We start from the raw sequence: 18,122 nt of genomic DNA, 5'->3' as shown, positions 1-18,122 counted from the left end.
GGCCACTCATGGATTCCGCTCAAAGCAAATCGCCGCCATGGCATTCCGCCGTCACCCTGATGTGGCGCAGTCATCCCTGGCTGACGCTGGGCACGGTCCTGACGGGCCTCGTCAGCGGCATCGCGTCGATCGTGGGCGTCGGGTTGATCAGCAGGGTGCTGCATGACCAGGAGGATCGGCAGACGCTGTTGCTGATGTTCATTGCGGTGAATGTCATCGCGGTAGTCTGCCGGACCTGCGCTGCCGTGATGCCCTCCTATGCCTGCATGAAAGTCATGACGAGATTGCGCGTCAACCTGTGCAAAAGGATCCTGGCGACCCCGCTGGATGAAATCGACAGACGCGGCGCGCCCAATGTCCTGACCATGCTGACGCAGGACATTCCGCAGCTGAGCCAGACCCTGCTCACGATACCGACGATCATCGTTCAATCAGTCGTCCTGATTTGCAGCATCGCCTATCTCGCCTATCTCTCGTGGATCGTGTTCGCTTCGACGATCATCCTGACCCTCGTCGGCCTGCTGCTTTATCTGTTTTTCTATCGAAAGGCGGTCAATTTCACGGAGCGGGTTCGCGATGAATTTGTCCAGTTCAACGAATACACCCATGGCCTCGTGTTCGGAATCAAGGAGCTCAAGCTCAACCGGGCCAGGCGACGCTGGTTTACCCGGGCCGCGATCGAATTGTCATCGAAGCGCGTGGCAGGATTCAATTACATAGAACGCTTCTGGTTCATGAGCGGCGACAGCATCGGCCAGATCACGGTAGCGGTCCTGCTCGGATTTCTGCTGTTCGGTGTCCCTTCGCTCGGCGTCGTGGATCCCTCCGTACTCACGGCGAGCATTCTGGCCGTTCTCTACATGATGGGGCCCTTGACCATGCTGATCAATATTCTGCCGGTGGTGGCCGAAGGCAAGACCGCGCTCGCCCGGCTGGCGGAATTCGGTTTTCTGATCGACGACACGCAGGACTCACGCAAGGAACCGTCCCGTCCGGGCACCGTCGAATCCCCATCGGCGATGTCGTGGAAGGTCATCGAGTTGAAAGACGTGACGATGAACTACCGTGACAATGAATCGTCGGCCGACTTCGTGCTCGGCCCCATCAACATGACGATTCATGCCGGAGAACTCGTCTATGTGATCGGCGGAAACGGCAGCGGCAAGAGCACGCTGGGCAAGGTACTCAGCGGCCTCTATGCGCCTACCGGCGGAACGATTTCCGTCGATGGAAAAGTCATCGACGACGATGCCAGGGAACGGTACCGCAACCTGTTTTCCGCCGTCTTCACCGATTTCCATTTGTTCAACCGCATCATCGGACCGGATCGGGGCGATGAAAGCATCGAGCTTGCCCGGAAATACCTCGAAACCCTGAAACTGGGGGACAAGATCGAGATTTCCGGCCGGACTTACTCGACCACCCGGGCGTTGTCGACAGGGCAACGCAAGCGATTGGCGTTGCTTTGCGCGTACATCGAGGATCGTCCGATTTATATCCTGGACGAATGGGCCGCCGATCAGGATCCGGTCTTCAAGCGATTTTTCTATGAAGTGCTGGTTCCCGATCTGAAATCCCGCGGGAAATGCGTCGTCATCATTACCCACGACGATCAGTACTTCAAGCTCGCGGATCGGGTCATTCGCCTGGATAGCGGCCGCATCTTCTCCGATACGGCCATGTGTGCCGTCCAGGCCGAAGCGGCGGGATGAGCAGCGATCCGGATGCCGACAAGGTGCGCACTGTCCGTCGCAGACGGGCGGCACTGTCGCCGTGCGCCGCACCGGATTCGGCGGCTGTCCCGGCAATCCGTTACAGACGCGCTCGCAACCGGGTGTTTAAATCATGTCGGCATCCATGCGCGCAAGCGCAGCTTCAACGTCTCATCAGGAATCCCTTCATGGAGTTCAGCAGATTGTTCGCACACGTCGGCGAAGCGATCTCGAGCAGCGGGAGCCGACGCTTTCCCCGAATGATGTACAGCCTGATCGCCGCGGCGGTCCCCGTCGACGCGATCCGCATCTCCGAGCTTGCGGTCGACGCCGCGCGTGACGGCATTCCCGGGGTGCGCAGCCTCGGCGCGGTCGGTGCGGCGCTCGCGCAGGCCGGCCCGGCTGCTGCCTGTTGCGGGCCGCAGATGCCGCCGCGCCCGGGTGCGAGTTGCCTGCACGTCGACGACACGCTCGCCGGCCACGGCCCGACCGACGCGCAGCTCGACCGCTTCGTCCTCATGCAGGCGGCGATCGTGTCACCGCGTTGCGCGCAATTCCACCTCGTGACCCGCAAGCGGGGCCACTGTTACGTGATCTCGTTGTATCGCACGAGTCCGTTCGACGATTTCTCGCCGCAGGAGCGGACCTTCCTCAAGGAACTCTCGCACGTGCTGTTTCCGATCGTCGAGAGCCATGTCGCGGCGCTCGATTCGGCTCCGCCGGCCGCCCGTGTGACCGCCGCCGCGCCGCCGGCGACGCAATCGGGCCGGGAGCGCGTGGCGCGTCGGTTTGCCGACCGTCTGCAGCAAGCCGGCGTCAAACTGTCGACGCGCGAGATCGAGGCATGCACGGCACTGCTGGCCGGCGACACGGTGCCCGCCATCGCCATGCGCTTCGCGCTGTGCGAAAGCACCGTCGAGACCTATCTAAAGCGGGCAGCCGTCAAGCTGGGCTTCAGCGGGCGTCATGGCCTGACGCGCTGGATGCTCGACGAGACGGCCGGGACCGCGACGGAAGCAGGCCGGGACGGCACGAGAAGCGTGCGGCACGACTACGCGTCGGCGCGCATCGGAACCTGAAGGCCCGCGGCCCGAACGCGCATGCCCGGCGGCGTGCGCGCGTCAGGTGCGGCACGCCAGGCACTTCAGCGCGCGCGACGCCGACGCAGGCGACGCACGAAACGACATGGGACGGCTGCCGCCGACCTCCATCTCGAGTCACACGCCGGCAATCCGGCCGGCCGGCGACACAGCCCAAGCTGACACACCCTGTGACATCGTCGTCATCGCCCGCAACGGCGAGCGTCGGCGCGGGCACGCGCCGCAGCCCTCCCGGCACGCCGGCCGGCGGCGTTCGTCGCGCGTCGGCGGCGTGACGGCGTCACGCCGCCGACGCGCACGGTACGGAATCGTCGATCATCCATTTCGTGAGCCCGTGCCGGCCGCTGATGCCGAGCTTCACCGCGGCACGCTTGATGTACGTCTCGACCGTACTCTCCTTCACACCAAGCTCGTCGGCCATTTCGCGCAGCATCTTGCCCGCGAGCAGGCCGAGGCACACTTCGTTTTCACGCGCCGACAGCACGACCCCCGCGCGCGCGAGCCGCGATTCGAACTCGTGGCGCAGCGCCTCGACGCCGGGCATGCCTGCCGCCGCACCGGGCGCCGTCGCGCATTCACGCTCGCCGTGCCGGCGCGTCGACGCATGCCACTCGACGAGCGGCAGCAGCGTATCGGCGAAATTCTTCAGGAACGACATCTCCTGCAACGAGAAGTCGCGATGCGATGCCATGCGATGCAGCGAGATCACGTAGCGGCGATTCGCCTTGCCCGACACGAGATGGCACTGAAATCCGCCGCCCGGCCCGCGCGGCGGCGCGACTTCGCCGCCATTGCCGCGCCGCATCAGCGGATTGATGTGAATGAGCTGCCGGTCGCAGGCCGCCAGGATCCGGTTCAACGGCGGATGCGCTGCCGGTTCCCGCTCGCCGTGCGCGGCAGGCTCGCCGCGCACGGCGTCGCCCGGCGCGCCGAATGCGCCGAGCGATTGCACGCGGACGACTTCGCCCGCCGGCTCGTCGAGCGTCCATTCAGTCATCCGGGTGATCGCGAGCGGAATCGATTCGACCAGCAATGCATGCATGTCGGATGCGAACCGCTCACTGCCGGCGCTCGAAATCACCTTCCCGAGCTTCGCGAACATCTGACTCTCCTTGTTGTGCGTGCTTGAGGACGTGGCGCAACGCCGGCGCGGGCAAGCCGGCACGGATTGCGCGGCGCGCGTCGGGTCGCGCTTCGGCGCGCGCCTTCTTCGGCGGGCAACGCCCCGCCGAAGCGTTCGGCTCACGCGAAACGACGTCGTGGCGTTCCCTGTTCAGCACGATGCGAGCGATCGGCGAAGCTGCAAGAGGCTGAAGCGTCCATTTCAGTCGATGCGCGTTGCCGGATGAAAACGCGCCGCCGCCGGACGTGCTGAAGGCCTGAATTGGAAAACCCGGCGCCGGCCCCGGAATAGGCGCGTTCCCGGCGAATTCAACGAAAAATCGCGATCAAAAAAACGAAACGATTCTTTCCATTGAATTTGATCCACGCATATCCCAGCCGCGTATGATAGCGATGATTTAAGACATTTGCAGTTAACCTGACATCTATTTTTCAAATCAATTCGTTCGCCAACTGGAAATCGATCGATCCGCAAGCCACCCATTCGTATAATTATGAATGCGAGAATAAACCAACATCTGTTTACCACGATTTTTTGAAATAATCGTCCAAGCGATGCATACCACGAATTTTCATCGGAGCACCTCGTTCGAGAAATGAATTGTCGAATTTCGGCCATTCCCTCCCGCTCACCGGCCTGGCTTCACGCATTGCCTTCCGAAGGTTATTTCGATTCTCTAAACGATCGATTCGATTTACGCGAAAGCAAAGCACAATTACTGCCTACAACCCACGACTGGCGTGCCACCGACACCCGCGTTGCAAAATATCCACAAAGGGCGAAGCCATTTCCCGTCATAAAATTTCCATATTAAATGACTCGGAATTCGTCAATCCCACCGCTTGCCACCCGATAGATAAATTGCTACGCTTTCGACCGAAATACACGACGCATCACCAATCAATTTATAACTGCGGCCATGTTTATCTGAAAAATCTAAACATTGAATCATTGTTCACGTGAACCCATCTTTTATTGATCGTCGCGGCTAGCGCCTCGCCACCCGCCATTCCGTCGAATCTCCCTATCCGCTTGCCGGCAGGACAGACCGACGGCCAATTGAAGAAGTCGTCCGGCGGTTTTTCAATTTCCATTTAGACATCCGTGGTGATGCGCGGCCGCGCATTGCCGGACGCAACGTCCTTTTCAATCCTGACCCACCCACGCGCAACGCTTTTCGAGCGTCACGCCTGTACCAATTGCCACACCTGTCTCAACGCGTCATTTGTCGTCTTTCCAATCTGCAAAACAATTCCGAAAAATTGGAGCACACCATGAGTCACGAATTCCGAGACGAACCTGCGCCGCGTCGCGCCTTCCTGGCCGACATGGCGAAGCTCGCGGCGGCCGGCATCGTCACCGGCTGGACACCGCTCTATCAGGTTGCGGCGCACGCGCGGACCGCCGGCGAGACACCGCCCGGCTTCCCGGCCGACATCCCGCTTTACAAGCAGGCATTCCAGAACTGGAGCGGCGAGATCGCCGTGCAGGACGTATGGACCGCCGCGCCGCGCTCCGCCGATGACGTCGTCGCGACAGTCAACTGGGCGCGCGCAAACGGCTACCGGATACGCCCGCGCGGCTACATGCACAACTGGTCGCCGCTGACGCTGGACCCAGGCACCGGCGCCGCGAACCTCGTGCTGCTCGATACGACGAAGTCGCTGACGGCCGTCTCCGTCGACACGTCGGCCCGTCCGGCGCGCGTCACCGCCCAGACGGGCGTCTCGCTGGAGTCGTTGCTCGCGACGCTCGAGCAGTCCGGCCTCGGCGTGATTGCCGCGCCTGCACCGGGCGACATCACGCTCGGCGGCGCGCTCGCGATCGATGCACACGGCACCGCCGTGCCGGCGGCCGGTGAAACCTTGCAACCGGGCCAGACCTACGGCTCGCTGAGCAATCTCGTGGTCGCGCTCACCGCGGTCGTGTTCGATCCGACCCGGCAGCAATACGTGCTGCGCCGGTTCGAGCGCAGCGATCCCGAGATCGGCGCGTTCCTCGCGCACATCGGGCGGGCGTTCGTCGTCGAAGTCACGCTGACGGCAGGCCCGAACCAGCGGCTTCGCTGCCAGAGCTACGTCGATATTCCGGCATCCGAACTGTTTGCCCCGGCCGGCTCGACGGGCCGCACGATCGCGTCGTTTCTCGATCGCTCGGGCCGGGTGGAAGCCATCTGGTTTCCGTTCACGACCAAACCGTGGCTCAAGGTCTGGACGCCGACGCCGAGCAAGCCGTTCCTGTCGCGCGCCGTCACGCAGCCGTACAACTATCCGTTCTCCGATTCGATCCCGCAGTCCATCTCGGATCTCGTCAAGCGGATCGTGATCGGCGGCGAAGGCGCATTGACGCCGCTGTTCGGCCAGACGCAACTGGCCATCACGACGGCCGGTCTCGCACTCACGCTCAGCGGGGACATCTGGGGCTGGTCGCGCACCGTGCTGCAGTACATTCGACCGACGACGCTGCGCGTCACCGCGAACGGCTACGCGGTACTGGCGCGGCGCGCCGACGTGCAGCGCGTGATCAGCGAATTCGTGCAGTTCTATCAGAACCGCGTCGACACGTACAAGGCGAGCGGCGAGTATCCGATGAACGGTCCCGTCGAGATCCGCGTCACCGGTCTCGACAAGCCGGCCGACGCCGGCGCGGGCGCGGTCGTGCCTACCTTGTCCGCGCTCAAGCCGCGCCCCGACCGGCCGGAATGGGATACCGCCGTGTGGTTCGACATCCTGACGTTGCCGGGCACGCCGGCCGCCGATCGCTTCTATCGCGAGATCGAGCAATGGATGCTCGCGAACTACACCGGCTCGTATGCGACGGTGCGCCCCGAATGGTCGAAGGGCTGGGCCTATACCGACACGGCCGCCTGGCAGGACGACACGATGCTCACCACCACGATTCCGAACCTGCATCGTGAAGGCCAGCCGCCGTCGAGCAGCTGGGATACGGCGCGCGCGACCCTCGAACGCTACGACCCGTACCGGATCTTCCGGTCGCCGCTGCTCGACCGGCTGATGCCGTAGCGATCGCGGCGGAAGCGGGCTGCCACGGCTGTCACGAAACGTGACGAGGCCGAAGGTGCCCCGCCACGCCGCCTGCTGCACGCATTACCGCAGGTGGACGGTCATTGACCGTCCTTGCCGCCGGACTCGAGCAGCAGGTACTCGCCGTCCTCCGCGCTGCCGGCGCCGATCTCGACGAAGCCGCACGCGGCATAGAACGCCAGCGCCGACGTGTTGGCGCGCAGGCACTTGAGCCGGTAAGGTGTGACCGGCCAGCCCGGCAGCGCGCGCAGCAGCGCCTGGCCGATGCCGCTCCGGTGGTGCGGCCGGTGCACATGCAGGTGATGGATGAAATGGTCGGGCTCCCAGACCGACACGAAGCCGGCGAGTCGCCCGCCGTCGTCCTCGGCAACCCTCAGCCGCTCGCCTTCCGTCTGGGCCTCGAAGTCGGCCAGCTGGAACGCGCCGGCCGGCTGCCAGACGAAGGTCTCGCGGCGCGAGTGCAGGAACAGCTCGCGCAGGGCCGGCGTATCGGCGGCCACGGCGTCACGTACGATGATCTTCATGATTCGCTTACCTTGCAGTAGTCGTGGTTGCCGGGCCGGCACTGCCTGGCAGGCCCGCCATCACGTCGGCGACAAAGCGTTCGGTGTCCCGGCTGTGGTCCACCGTCGCGCCCAGCCGTGAGATGACCGCGCGGCACGACGGCACGATCACCGCCAGCGGGTGATTGAAGCCGTCCATCATCAGGTCCGCCGGCAGTGACGGAAACCGGTGCGCGCCGTGCCGCCGGCAGTCGCGCGAGCGCGACGGCGCATGCATCACGCGGCGCCGTCGCGCCCCTTCGGAAACACGCCGCGGCTCATCGCGTCGAGCTGCCGGACGATCTCCGTGCGCAACTCGGCCGATACCTCGACGCTGTCGAGCAGTTTCGAGATCCACAGCCCGTCGGCGGCGAGCCGGCAGATCATCAAGGTCGCGGCCTGCTCGAGCGGCACCGGGTCGGGCCGCGTCCATTCGCGCATCGGCACCGACCATCGCTCGCGCGTGTCCTGGTCGGTAATCATCGACGCAACCAGCACGCGCAGCACATCGGTGCTCGCGGCCGGATGCGACTCGTCCAGCACCGCATGCACGTACGCCCGCGCCGCCGCACCGGCGCCGTCGGCATCCGCCGTCACCCGCGCGGCCATCTGCGCGGCGAACCGCTCGGTCGCCTGCCCGAACAGCGCATCCAGCAACCCCTGCTTGTTCGCGAAGTGATACTGCAGCGCGCCCTTCGTCACGCCGGCGCGCTCGGCCACCGCATCGAGCGTCAACGCGGCCACGCCGTGATGGGTCGCGATTTCCGATGCGGCCGCCAGCAACTGCGCGCGCACCTGATCCGGCGCTTTTTTCCGGCGCACGCCGGCGGTGGCGACAGCCGGCGCCGAGGATGCTTCGGACGCCCGCGCACCGGCCGTTCCAGCCGGTTCGACGGGCGCGGACGCATCGTGCGGCGCGGGTTCGAGGTGTCTTTTCATGGTGCGGATGGTAGCACCCGGGCGTCTCGACATAAACATTCCGGCCGGATGGTATGATCCGCCGCATGACTACCCCCACCCCCTCCCCCTGGTCCGCGCTCGACACCGCCATCGCCCGTGGACGCGACGCCCTCGTGCGTCTCCAGCAGCCCGACGGCAGCTGGTGTTTCGAACTCGAATCCGACGCGACGATCACCGCGGAATACATCCTGATGATGCATTTCATGGACAAGATCGACGACATCCGCCAGGAGAAGATGGCGCGCTACCTGCGCGCGAACCAGCGGTTGGACACGCATGGCGGCTGGGCGCTGTATGTCGACGGCGATCCGGACGTGTCGTGCAGCGTGAAGGCGTACTTCGCGCTGAAGGCGGCCGGTGACAGCGAACACGCGCCGCACATGATCCGCGCGCGCGACGCGATCCTGAAGCTCGGCGGCGCGGCCCGCGCGAACGTGTTCACGCGCATCCTGCTCGCGACGTTCGGCCAGGTGCCGTGGCGCGCGACGCCGTTCATGCCGATCGAATTCGTGCTGTTCCCGAAGTGGGTGCCGATCTCGATGTACAAGGTCGCGTACTGGGCGCGCACGACGATGGTGCCGCTGCTCGTGCTGTGCTCGCTGAAGGCGCGCGCCCGCAATCCGCGCAACATCTCGATCCGCGAGCTGTTCGCCACGCCGCCGGACGAGGAGCGTCAATACTTCCCGCCCGCGCGCGGCATGCGCAGGCTGTTCCTCGCGCTCGACCGCACGGTGCGTCATGTCGAGCCGCTGATGCCGAAGGGCCTGCGGCAGCGCGCGATCCGCCATGCCGAAGCGTGGTGCGCGGAGCGCATGAACGGCGAGGACGGGCTCGGCGGCATCTTCCCGCCGATCGTGTATGCCAATCAGATGATGCAGGTGCTCGGCTACCCTGACGATCACCCGCTGCGTCGCGACTGCGACGATGCGCTGGAAAAGCTGCTGGTCACGCGGCCCGACGGCAGCATGTATTGCCAGCCGTGCCTGTCGCCGGTGTGGGATACCGCGTGGAGCACGATGGCGCTCGAGCAGGCGCGCGGCGTGGCGGTGCCGGAAGACGGCGAGCCGGACGAAGCACGGCGCGCGCTCGACGAACGCATCGCGAGCGCGTACGACTGGCTGGCCGAACGCCAGGTGAACGACCTGCGCGGCGACTGGATCGAGAACGCGCCGGCCGATGTCCAGCCGGGCGGCTGGGCGTTCCAGTACGCGAACCCGTACTACCCCGACATCGACGACACGGCGGTCGTCACCGCGATGCTCGATCGCCGCGGCCGCACGCATGCCAACGCGGACGGCACGAACCCGTATGCGCCGCGCGTCGCGCGCGCGCTCGACTGGATGCGCGGGCTGCAATCGCGCAACGGCGGCTTCGCGGCGTTCGACGCCGACTGCGACCGCCTGTACCTGAACGCGATCCCGTTCGCCGATCACGGCGCGCTGCTCGATCCGCCGACCGAGGACGTGTCGGGCCGCGTGCTGCTGTGCTTCGGCGTGACGAAACGCGCGGACGAACGCGCATCGGTCGCACGCTGCATCGACTACGTGAAGCGCACGCAGCAGCCCGACGGCAGCTGGTGGGGCCGCTGGGGCACGAACTACATCTACGGCACGTGGAGCGTGCTGGCCGGCCTCGCGCTCGCCGGCGAGGACAAGTCGCAGCCGTATATCGCCCGCGCGATCGAATGGCTGCGCTCGCGACAGCATGCGGACGGCGGCTGGGGCGAGACGAACGACAGCTACATCGACCCGAAGCTGAGCGGCACCAATGGCGGCGAGAGCACGTCCAACTTCACCGCGTGGGCGCTGCTCGCGCAGATGGCGTTCGGCGACTGCGAATCCGATTCGGTGAAGCGCGGCATCGCGTACCTGCAGTCGGTCCAGCAGGAAGACGGCTTCTGGTGGCACCGCTCGCACAATGCGCCGGGCTTTCCGCGCATCTTCTACCTGAAGTATCACGGCTATACCGCGTACTTCCCGCTGTGGGCGCTCGCGCGCTATCGGCGGCTGGCGGGCGCGGCGGCGGCGCGGGCTTCGGCCGCGCGCGGTGCGACGGCAGCCAAGGCAACGGACACGGCTGTCGCCTGAGCGGTAACGTGACGGCGCAACGCCGTCACACGAAGCCCTCTTCGACCAGCGTGCAGCCGCGCGCCGTGATCTCGTGCCGCTGGCCCGAGCCGCCGACCACGCGGCTCCAGCTCCTGGACTCGAGCACGGCCGCGGCGCCGTCGGTGCGCAGCGCATAGCCGAACCCGCCATACATGCCCGGCACGCCGAACCACATGCTGTCGGCCTGTGCGTCGAGTTCAAGCAGCGGTTCGAGTTCGGGCAGGCGCAGCGCATCGACGCGCAGGTGGGCGATGCGGCCGAGAATCATCTCGTGGAAGTGGCGCTGGATGGCGCGCAGCGTCTCGTCGGGCACGAAACGCTGCGGCCGCGGCGTCAGCAGATCGACCAGGTGCCGATGCCCGCGCTGCTCGGCAAGATCGACCGGGCGCGCACCCTGTGCATCGCGCAGCATGCGCGATGCACCGAGCTGCAACAGCTCGACGACGACTTCTTTCGGTGCGCCGCCGTAGGCAGCCTGGTGCAGCGGCGTATAGAGCGACGTGCCGCCCAGCCGCGTCGCATTGACGAGCCTCGACTGTTTCGCGACGAGACCCAGCATCGTCGCCCAGTCGCCGTTGCGCGCCGCGTCGGCCAACACGTGCCGGCGCGCGACCTCCGCTTCGTCGAGTACGTCGGCGCCCGTGATTCCATCCCATGTGATGCTCAATCGGCTCTCCTCGTGTGTCGTGCCAGCGCTATCGTAGCGCGCGATCACGCATTGCCTCTCCGGGCCGACGATGCATCGAGCACATCATGATCCAGCAGCAGGTTCAACAACTGACGGCGTGATTCGATGCCGAGCTTCGCGAATGCGCGTCGCGCATAGGTATCGATCGACGACGGCCGGATGCCCAGTTCGTGCGCGATATCCTGCGTCTTCCTGCCGCGAATGAGCCGCGCACACACCTCCGATTCGCGCGACGTCAGCTTCCCGAACACGTCGTTCAAGCGCTGGGCAGCCCCGCTTTCCTGACCGCGTGGCGCATCCGCGTGCGCATCGGCCGGCCGGTCGCCGACGATGCGCCGATGCGCGACCGCGAGCGGCAACACGATCAGCGCGACATGCCGGACGATGCTCAGCTCCTTCAGCGAAAACGCCGGCAGCCGCCGCGCGCGGCACACCGACAGCGCATAGGTCAGCTCGCCCACGCGATACGTGACCACGCACTCGTCGTGGATGTCCTCGGTGTCGTAAAACGCGCGCCGGATCTCGGGGTTCAACCGCAGCGTCGACAGCTGCAGCAGCTGCGTATCGCGTTCGCCGCGGATGCAGTCGAATGTCGTGTCGATCTGCGCGAAATCGCGGTAGTAGCGCGTCATCGTGCGCTCGATCTGGTCCGGATAGGTGCCGTAGCTGCCGATCCAGCCGACCCGGCGATCGTGCAGCGACTCGTCCTCGTAATCGAGGTGGATGGAATCGCAATCGACGATGCGCGTCAGGTTCTCGAACACGACCGCGACGAAATCCGGCGAGCCGATCGCGCCGGCCACGGCCGACAGCGCGTCGGACATGAAGACGAGCTGGCCCAGCTGGATATCGATCGTCGTAGCGGCGTCATGGTCGGTCATACGATGCACGAGAGAACGGGACGCTTACCGTTACCACGCCAAAAGTACGCTGCCAATTCCCTCGCGCTGGTTTCCGGTACGTGCCGCGGTACGGCTGTACGGATTTCATGGACAGACACGCCCACAGCCGCCGCATACAGTCATCCCCGAGATTCGGCGAGGCCCGCCGGCGCATCCGCGGTGCACGGCACGGCGCACCGCCGCGAGCCTCATCGACCGACCCGCGGCGCGCGTGCGCGATGCCACGCGCCGCCCTTGTTTCGAAAGGGAGTGACCATGATCGTCCGCGCTTTCCGTCTCGCCTTCCCGGTTGCGATCGCAGCCGCCGCCTGTTTCGCGCCGCTATCGGCGCTACCCGCCCATGCTGCGGATGCCGAACTGAACGTCTACAACTGGTCCGAGTACATCGCGAAAACCACGATCCCCGACTTCCAGAAGCAGACGGGTGTACACGTGCGCTACGACGTCTACGACAGCGACGACACGCTGCAGTCGAAGCTGCTGGCCGGCAGTTCCGGCTACGACATCGTCGTGCCGACCTCGAACTACATGGCCAAGCAGATCCAGGCCGGCGTCTACCAGAAACTCGACAAGTCGAAGCTGCCGAACCTCGCGAACCTCGATCCCGCGCTGATGAAGAAGATCGCGGAATCCGATCCGGGGAACCAGTACGGCGTGCCGTGGGCCTACGGCACGGACGGGGTCGGCTACAACGTGCAGGCCGTCAGGAAGGCGCTCGGCGACGGTGCGCCGCTCGACAGCTGGGCATTGGTGTTCGACCCGGCCAACGTGTCGAAGCTGAAAAGCTGCGGCGTGTCGTTCCTCGATGCACCGGACGACGTGTTCGCCGCCGCGCTGCAGTACCTCGGCAAGGATCCGAACAGCAAGAACCCGGCCGACTACCACACGGCATTCGACATGCTGAAGAAGGTGCGCCCGTACATCACGCAGTTCAACTCGTCGGGCTACAACAACGACCTCGCGAACAACGACGTGTGCGTCGTGCTCGGATGGTCGGGCGACGTCAGCGTCGCGCGTCGCGAAGCGATCGCGGCGAAACGCGGCTACGAGATTCGTTATGCGAACCCGAAGGAAGGCGGCATCCTGTGGATCGACGTGATGGCCATTCCGAAGGATGCGCCGCATCCGGAAGCCGCACTCCAATGGATCAACTACATCCAGGATCCGAAGGTGAACGCGGACATCACCAACGAGATCTACTACCCGAGCGCGAACAAGGCGGCCCATCAGTACGTGACGCCGGCCGTCGCGCACGATCCGAACGTGTATCTGTCCGCCGACGTGCTCGACAGGATGACGCTCTCGAAGCCGCGTTCCGCGGACATCGCGCGACTCGAGAACCGCCTGTGGCAGCAACTGAAAACCGGCAACTGACGAAACTGCCCGCAAGTATGGAATCATGCGAACGCGCCGTCGGCGCGTTCATTTCACAACGACTCAGGATGCCAGCCGTGCTCGACATTTCCGCCATCACCGATGCCCTCACCCCGAACGGCGAACCCGTGCAATACCGCGTGCCGCCCGAGAAGCTGATTGCCGGCGACCCGCTGCAGACGCTCACCCCCGGCTTCACGAGCCCGTGCGGCCGCTTCTCGACGGGCATCTGGGAAAGCACGCCCGGCCGCTGGCGGGTCGCGTATACCGAAGCGGAATACTGCGAGATCCTGGAAGGCACGTCGGTGATCACCGACGAGGAAGGCAACGCGAAAACCCTGCGCACCGGCCATCGCTTCGTCATTCCGCCGGGCTTTCGCGGCACGTGGGAAGTCGTCGAACGCACGCGGAAGATCTTCGTCGCCTACGACGAGCAGCCGCCCGAATAAGCGGTGACCGCGGCGCGACGCACGCCACATCGCGCCCCAATTTGCCACGCACATCCACGCCGTTGACATGGAATTGACACGCGCGGCCGGTAATTTCCGCTCGTCTCGTCCCGTGTGTCGCCATGCTTGCCCTGCTTCTCGCCGCCTTCTACGAAACCGCCCGCCAGGGAAGCGTGACCGCCGCCGCGAAGCGCCTCGACGTGAGCCAGCCGACGATCACGTCGCGCATCCAGCAGCTCGAGCGCCATTACGGCGTCGAGCTGTTCCATCGCCGCGGCAACCGTCTCGATCTCAGCGACGCGGGCGCGTCGCTGATGCCGATGATCGGCCAGATGCTGCAGATGGAGAACGATATCGATTTCGCGCTGCGCAACGAGCGCGAACTGCATACCGGCAACCTGCGCGTCGGCACGACCGGCCCGTTCTACATCCTGCCTGCGATCGCCGCGTTCCGCCGCCAGTACCCGGCCGTGAAGATCAGCATCGAGATCGGCAACTCGCAGCAGGTGCTCGACGCGCTCGTCGATTTTCGCTGCGACGTCGCGGTGTCGTCGCAGCGCGACGACGATCCGCGTTTCGTGCGGCATACGATCGCGAACGATCCGCTCGTGCTGGTCGTGCACCGTTCGCATCGGCTCGCCGCGCGCGAGCCGGTCGCACTCGCCGCGCTGGCCGGCGAGACGCTGCTGCTGCGCGAGGCCGGCTCGCGCACGCGTGCGCTGATGGAACACGTGCTGAAGCACGCGGGCATCGGGCTGCCCGCGAACGCGATCGAGCTCGGCAGGCGCGAAGCGATCCGCGAAGCCGTGCGGCACGACATGGGCTGCACGCTGATGCCGCGCGGCGAAGTCGGCGCGCATCCGGAACTGCGCGCGGTCGCGTTCGCCGACGATCTGCCGCCGATGCACGAATACCTGTACTACCTCGACGCGCGCGCCGATACGCGGCTGATTACCGCGTTCATGGCCAACGTCGAACGCCACGACGAGCGTACGCGCTCCTCCGCGTAACGGCGCGCGGACTCACACCGTCTCGAACAGCTCCACGACCCGCCAGCCGCGTGCCGTCGCCAGCGCGCGCAGCCGTTCGTCCGGATTGGTTGCGACCGCATCCGTGACCTGCTCGAGCAGCGGTATGTCGTTGTGCGAATCGCTGTAGAACCAGCTGCGTTCGAAGTCGGACCATGCGAGCCCGCGCGACGCGAGCCACGCGTCGGTGCGCACGATCTTCCCTTCCCGATAGCTCGGCACGCCGGCGGGCCGCCCCGTATAGCGCGCATCGGGCCGTCCGTCGACGGTTTCGAGCTCGCATGCGATCAGGTGATCGATGCCGAACGCGCGTGCGATCGGCCGCGTGATGAACGCATTCGTCGCGGTGACGATGCAGCACAGGTCGCCGCGCGCGCGATGATGACGCACGAGATCGAGCGCGGCCGGCGAGATCGCAGGCCGCACGACGTCGGCCATGAAGCACGCGTGCCAGTGCGCGAGCCGTTCCCGCGAATAGCGAGCGAGCGGCGCGAGCATGTTGCACAGGTGCGCATGGATGTCGAGCGTGCCGGCCGCATAGCCGGCCGCAAATGCAGCGTCGATGCGGGCGAATTCGGCCGCGTCGACGAGGCCATGCTCGACCATGAAACGGCCCCAGGCCTGGTCGCTGTCGAACGGAATGAGCGTGAAGTCGAGATCGAAAAGCGCGAGTTGCGTCATCGAATGAAGCGTCGTGTGAACAGGAATGAAAAACGCGCGGCCCCGTCGAATCGAGGCCGCGCACAAAAAGCCGCCGGCGCGGGTCGGCGCGCCGGCGGCAACCGGTGATGCGACGCCGGCCGCGCGGCCGGCGCCCGTCAGCTGGACACGCCCATCGCCGGATCGCTGATGCTGTCCTTGCCGGTCTCGACGCGGCCCGCGAAGCGGCGCACGAGACCGTTCTCGGCCGTCAGCGTGAAGTCGTACCAGCCGCTCGACGCCGCGAGCGTCCAGTACGGCTCGACCTGCATCCCGGCCGGCACCGAATAGCTCCACGGGCCGTCGGTGCGGTACGCGTTCGACGTGACCGTGACCTGGCTCGCCGCGTTGCCGACGTTCATGATCGTCAGGTACACGGCGTCGTTCGCCGGGTCGTAGCACACGCGAATTTCCGGCACGGGCCCGCTCGCGGCCTTCGCGACGTTGCCCTGGAATTCGCGCAGGAAACCGTTCGGCCCGAGCACCCACAGGTCGTAGTTGCCCGCATCGTCGGCCACCGCGCGCCACGCGTCCGACAACTGCTTGCCGGCTTCGACCGTATAGCGGCGCGGCGCGCGATCGAGATGCAGCTTGTCGTACACATGGAACACCGCGCCGGCCGTGCCGGTATTGCTGAACGTGAGCCACACCAGCCCGCCCGACACGTCGGCGCTCGCGCTCGTGTGCAGCTCGTACGGCAGCGCGCGCGACGGGCGTGTGCCGGCCGGCTGCGTCGGCATCTGCTGCGCGCTGACCGACGGCACCGGCACCGCGCCCTGCAGGCTTTGCTGCACGTGCTGCGCATCGGCTACGGCCTTGGTCGGCGCCGGGAACGACGTCGCCGGGTTGCCGTTCGGGTTCTTGAAGTTGAAGGCCGACGTCAGGTCGCCGCACACCGCGCGACGCCACGGGCTGATGTTCGGCTCCTGCACGCCGAAGCGCTGCTCGATGAAGCGCAGCACCGACGTATGGTCGAACACCTCGGAGTTGACCCAGCCGCCCGTGCTCCACGGCGACACGACGAACATCGGCACGCGCGGGCCGGGCCCGTACGGGCGGCCGTCCGGCGCGAGCGGCGACGAATCGCCGGGCGGGTTCGGCAGCGTGAAGTACTCGTACTGCGTCGTGACGGTCGACTTGCCCGCGTACGTGCCGTCCGCGTCGCGCGACGGCGCGTTCGGCGGCGGCATGTGATCGAAGAAGCAGTCGTTCTCGTCGTAGTTCACGATGAGCACGGTCTTGCTCCACACGTCCGGGTTCGCGGTCAGCGTGTCGAGCAGGCGCTGCAGGTAATACGCGCCCTGCCCCGGCGTCGACGCGCCCGGGTGCTCGCAGTATGCGGTCGGCGACACGATCCAGCTCACCTGCGGCATCCGGTTCGCCGCGATGTCGTCGGCGAGCGACTGCAGGAAGCCGCCGTCGGGCATCGTGTTGCCGATCCCCTTGTACAGCGGCGACAGCGCTTCCATCGCCGGCGTATAGGGTGCATTCGGCGAGCCCGGCACGGTCTCGTTGACCTTGCGGAACGTCGCGAAGCCCGCGAGCGGGTTGTCGGTGTAGTTGTCCGGCATGTTCTGGTAGACCTTCCAGCTCACGCCGGCCGCCTGCAGGCGCTCCGGATAGGTCGTCCACGTCAGGCCCGTCTTCGACGAACCGAGGCCGTCCCAGCCGTCGTTGTTCACGACGGCCGTGTTCGAGCCCGTCGGGCCGTTCGTGCCGGTCCACAGGAAGATGCGATTCGAGTTGGTGCCGCCGTGCAGCGAGCAGTGGTACGCATCGCACAGCGTGAACGCGTTCGCGAGCGCGAAGTGGAACGGCAGGTCCGACTGGCGCAGGTAGCCCATCGACGCGTCGCCCTTCGACGCGGGCCACGCGGTCATCCGGCCGTTGTCCCAAGCCGAATGCGAATCGGTCCACGAGTGCGCGCCGCCGACGAGCAGCGCGTTGCCCTTCGTGCTGTCGAGATAGAACGGCAGCACCGGGCGCTTGCCGTCGCTCTGCTGCCACACGGGCGTGCCGCCCGGCTGCGGGATCGTCAGGCGATCGCCGAAGCCGCGCACGCCGGGCATCGTGCCGAAGTAATGGTCGAACGAGCGGTTTTCCTGCATGAAGATCACGACGTGCTGGACGTCGTTGATCGTGCCGGTCTGGTTGTTCGCGGGAATCGCGAGCGCACGCCGGATCGCCGGCGGGAACATCGAGAAGGCCGTGCCGGCAGCAGCGGCACGGAGAAACGAACGGCGGTCGATGGAAGTCATGGTCGAGAAGGAAGGTCGTCCCGGAAAGGCGCGCGCGTCACGGCGCGCAGCGCAGCTGCGAGTTCAGCGACGGCGATTGCAGCGCCGCCGTGCCCGACGCGGGGCACGGGCCGGCGCCCGGCGCCACGACGATCG

The 18,122-nt window shown here is 66.0% G+C and carries 15 protein-coding genes; 7 read left to right on the top strand and 8 right to left on the bottom strand.

Annotation, left to right across the window (positions count from 1 at the left end):
• Positions 1–8: 8 nt before the first annotated feature.
• Positions 9–1,712, top strand: a complete 1,704-nt coding sequence (locus BDI24065_RS21355) for a cyclic peptide export ABC transporter (RefSeq protein ID WP_175032948.1) — start codon at positions 9–11, stop codon at positions 1,710–1,712.
• Complete coding sequence (locus BDI24065_RS21350) at positions 1,709–2,791, top strand: helix-turn-helix transcriptional regulator (RefSeq protein WP_254609821.1); 1,083 nt, start codon at positions 1,709–1,711, stop codon at positions 2,789–2,791. The genes BDI24065_RS21355 and BDI24065_RS21350 overlap by 4 nt, the downstream gene beginning before the upstream one ends.
• Positions 2,792–3,092: 301 nt before the next feature.
• On the opposite strand, the gene BDI24065_RS21345 is transcribed toward BDI24065_RS21350, so the two are convergent.
• Complete coding sequence (locus BDI24065_RS21345) at positions 3,093–3,914, bottom strand: response regulator transcription factor (RefSeq protein WP_175032947.1); 822 nt, start codon at positions 3,912–3,914, stop codon at positions 3,093–3,095.
• A gap of 1,295 nt (positions 3,915–5,209) precedes the next feature.
• On the opposite strand from BDI24065_RS21345, the gene BDI24065_RS21340 reads away from it, so the two are divergent.
• A complete protein-coding gene (locus BDI24065_RS21340) occupies positions 5,210–6,958 on the top strand; it encodes a cholesterol oxidase substrate-binding domain-containing protein (RefSeq protein ID WP_175032946.1) in 1,749 nt (582 codons plus the stop codon).
• A gap of 101 nt (positions 6,959–7,059) precedes the next feature.
• Here the strand turns inward: BDI24065_RS21340 and BDI24065_RS21335 are convergent, their stop codons facing one another.
• The 3 genes from BDI24065_RS21335 to BDI24065_RS21325 are packed head-to-tail and all read right to left on the bottom strand — an operon-like array spanning position 7,060 to position 8,460.
• Positions 7,060–7,503: a GNAT family N-acetyltransferase gene (locus tag BDI24065_RS21335; protein ID WP_175032945.1), complete on the bottom strand. Its 444-nt coding sequence runs from the start codon at positions 7,501–7,503 to the stop codon at positions 7,060–7,062.
• Between the two features lie 7 nt (positions 7,504–7,510).
• A complete protein-coding gene (locus BDI24065_RS21330) occupies positions 7,511–7,759 on the bottom strand; it encodes a hypothetical protein (protein WP_254609820.1) in 249 nt (82 codons plus the stop codon).
• On the bottom strand, positions 7,759–8,460 hold the full coding sequence (locus BDI24065_RS21325) for a TetR/AcrR family transcriptional regulator (RefSeq protein ID WP_175032944.1): 702 nt from the start codon (positions 8,458–8,460) through the stop codon (positions 7,759–7,761). Before BDI24065_RS21325 ends, BDI24065_RS21330 begins: the two co-directional genes overlap by 1 nt.
• 53 nt (positions 8,461–8,513) lie before the next feature.
• Here BDI24065_RS21325 and shc point away from each other — a divergent pair, with 53 nt between their 5' ends.
• The gene (gene shc / locus BDI24065_RS21320; protein ID WP_175032943.1) at positions 8,514–10,568 is read left to right on the top strand and encodes a squalene--hopene cyclase; all 2,055 of its coding nucleotides are present in this window, start codon (positions 8,514–8,516) and stop codon (positions 10,566–10,568) included.
• 25 nt (positions 10,569–10,593) lie between these two features.
• Here the strand turns inward: shc and BDI24065_RS21315 are convergent, their stop codons facing one another.
• Both BDI24065_RS21315 and BDI24065_RS21310 read right to left on the bottom strand, forming a co-directional pair.
• The gene (locus tag BDI24065_RS21315; RefSeq protein ID WP_175032942.1) at positions 10,594–11,256 is read right to left on the bottom strand and encodes an ankyrin repeat domain-containing protein; all 663 of its coding nucleotides are present in this window, start codon (positions 11,254–11,256) and stop codon (positions 10,594–10,596) included.
• 44 nt (positions 11,257–11,300) lie between these two features.
• Positions 11,301–12,158: a helix-turn-helix transcriptional regulator gene (locus BDI24065_RS21310; protein ID WP_175032941.1), complete on the bottom strand. Its 858-nt coding sequence runs from the start codon at positions 12,156–12,158 to the stop codon at positions 11,301–11,303.
• A gap of 276 nt (positions 12,159–12,434) precedes the next feature.
• On the opposite strand from BDI24065_RS21310, the gene BDI24065_RS21305 reads away from it, so the two are divergent.
• The 3 genes from BDI24065_RS21305 to BDI24065_RS21295 all read left to right on the top strand — a co-directional run bounded on the left by BDI24065_RS21305 (position 12,435) and on the right by BDI24065_RS21295 (position 15,012).
• Positions 12,435–13,553 (top strand): polyamine ABC transporter substrate-binding protein, encoded by a 1,119-nt coding sequence (locus BDI24065_RS21305; RefSeq protein WP_175032940.1) that lies wholly within the window; start codon positions 12,435–12,437, stop codon positions 13,551–13,553.
• Positions 13,554–13,630: 77 nt separating this feature from the next.
• The gene (locus BDI24065_RS21300; RefSeq protein ID WP_438820024.1) at positions 13,631–14,002 is read left to right on the top strand and encodes a cupin domain-containing protein; all 372 of its coding nucleotides are present in this window, start codon (positions 13,631–13,633) and stop codon (positions 14,000–14,002) included.
• Positions 14,003–14,124: 122 nt separating this feature from the next.
• A complete protein-coding gene (locus tag BDI24065_RS21295) occupies positions 14,125–15,012 on the top strand; it encodes a LysR substrate-binding domain-containing protein (protein WP_175032938.1) in 888 nt (295 codons plus the stop codon).
• A 12-nt stretch (positions 15,013–15,024) separates the two neighbouring features.
• On the opposite strand, the gene BDI24065_RS21290 is transcribed toward BDI24065_RS21295, so the two are convergent.
• Together BDI24065_RS21290 and BDI24065_RS21285 are read right to left on the bottom strand one after the other, a co-directional pair.
• Positions 15,025–15,711: an HAD family hydrolase gene (locus BDI24065_RS21290; RefSeq protein WP_175032937.1), complete on the bottom strand. Its 687-nt coding sequence runs from the start codon at positions 15,709–15,711 to the stop codon at positions 15,025–15,027.
• A gap of 137 nt (positions 15,712–15,848) precedes the next feature.
• On the bottom strand, positions 15,849–17,987 hold the full coding sequence (locus BDI24065_RS21285) for a phosphocholine-specific phospholipase C (RefSeq protein WP_175032936.1): 2,139 nt from the start codon (positions 17,985–17,987) through the stop codon (positions 15,849–15,851).
• Positions 17,988–18,122 lie beyond the last annotated feature (135 nt).

This window comes from Burkholderia lata (genome assembly GCF_902499025.1).
GTDB classification, from domain to species: Bacteria; Pseudomonadota; Gammaproteobacteria; order Burkholderiales; family Burkholderiaceae; genus Burkholderia; species Burkholderia lata_C.
This window is presented reverse-complemented; position numbering and strand designations above follow the sequence as displayed.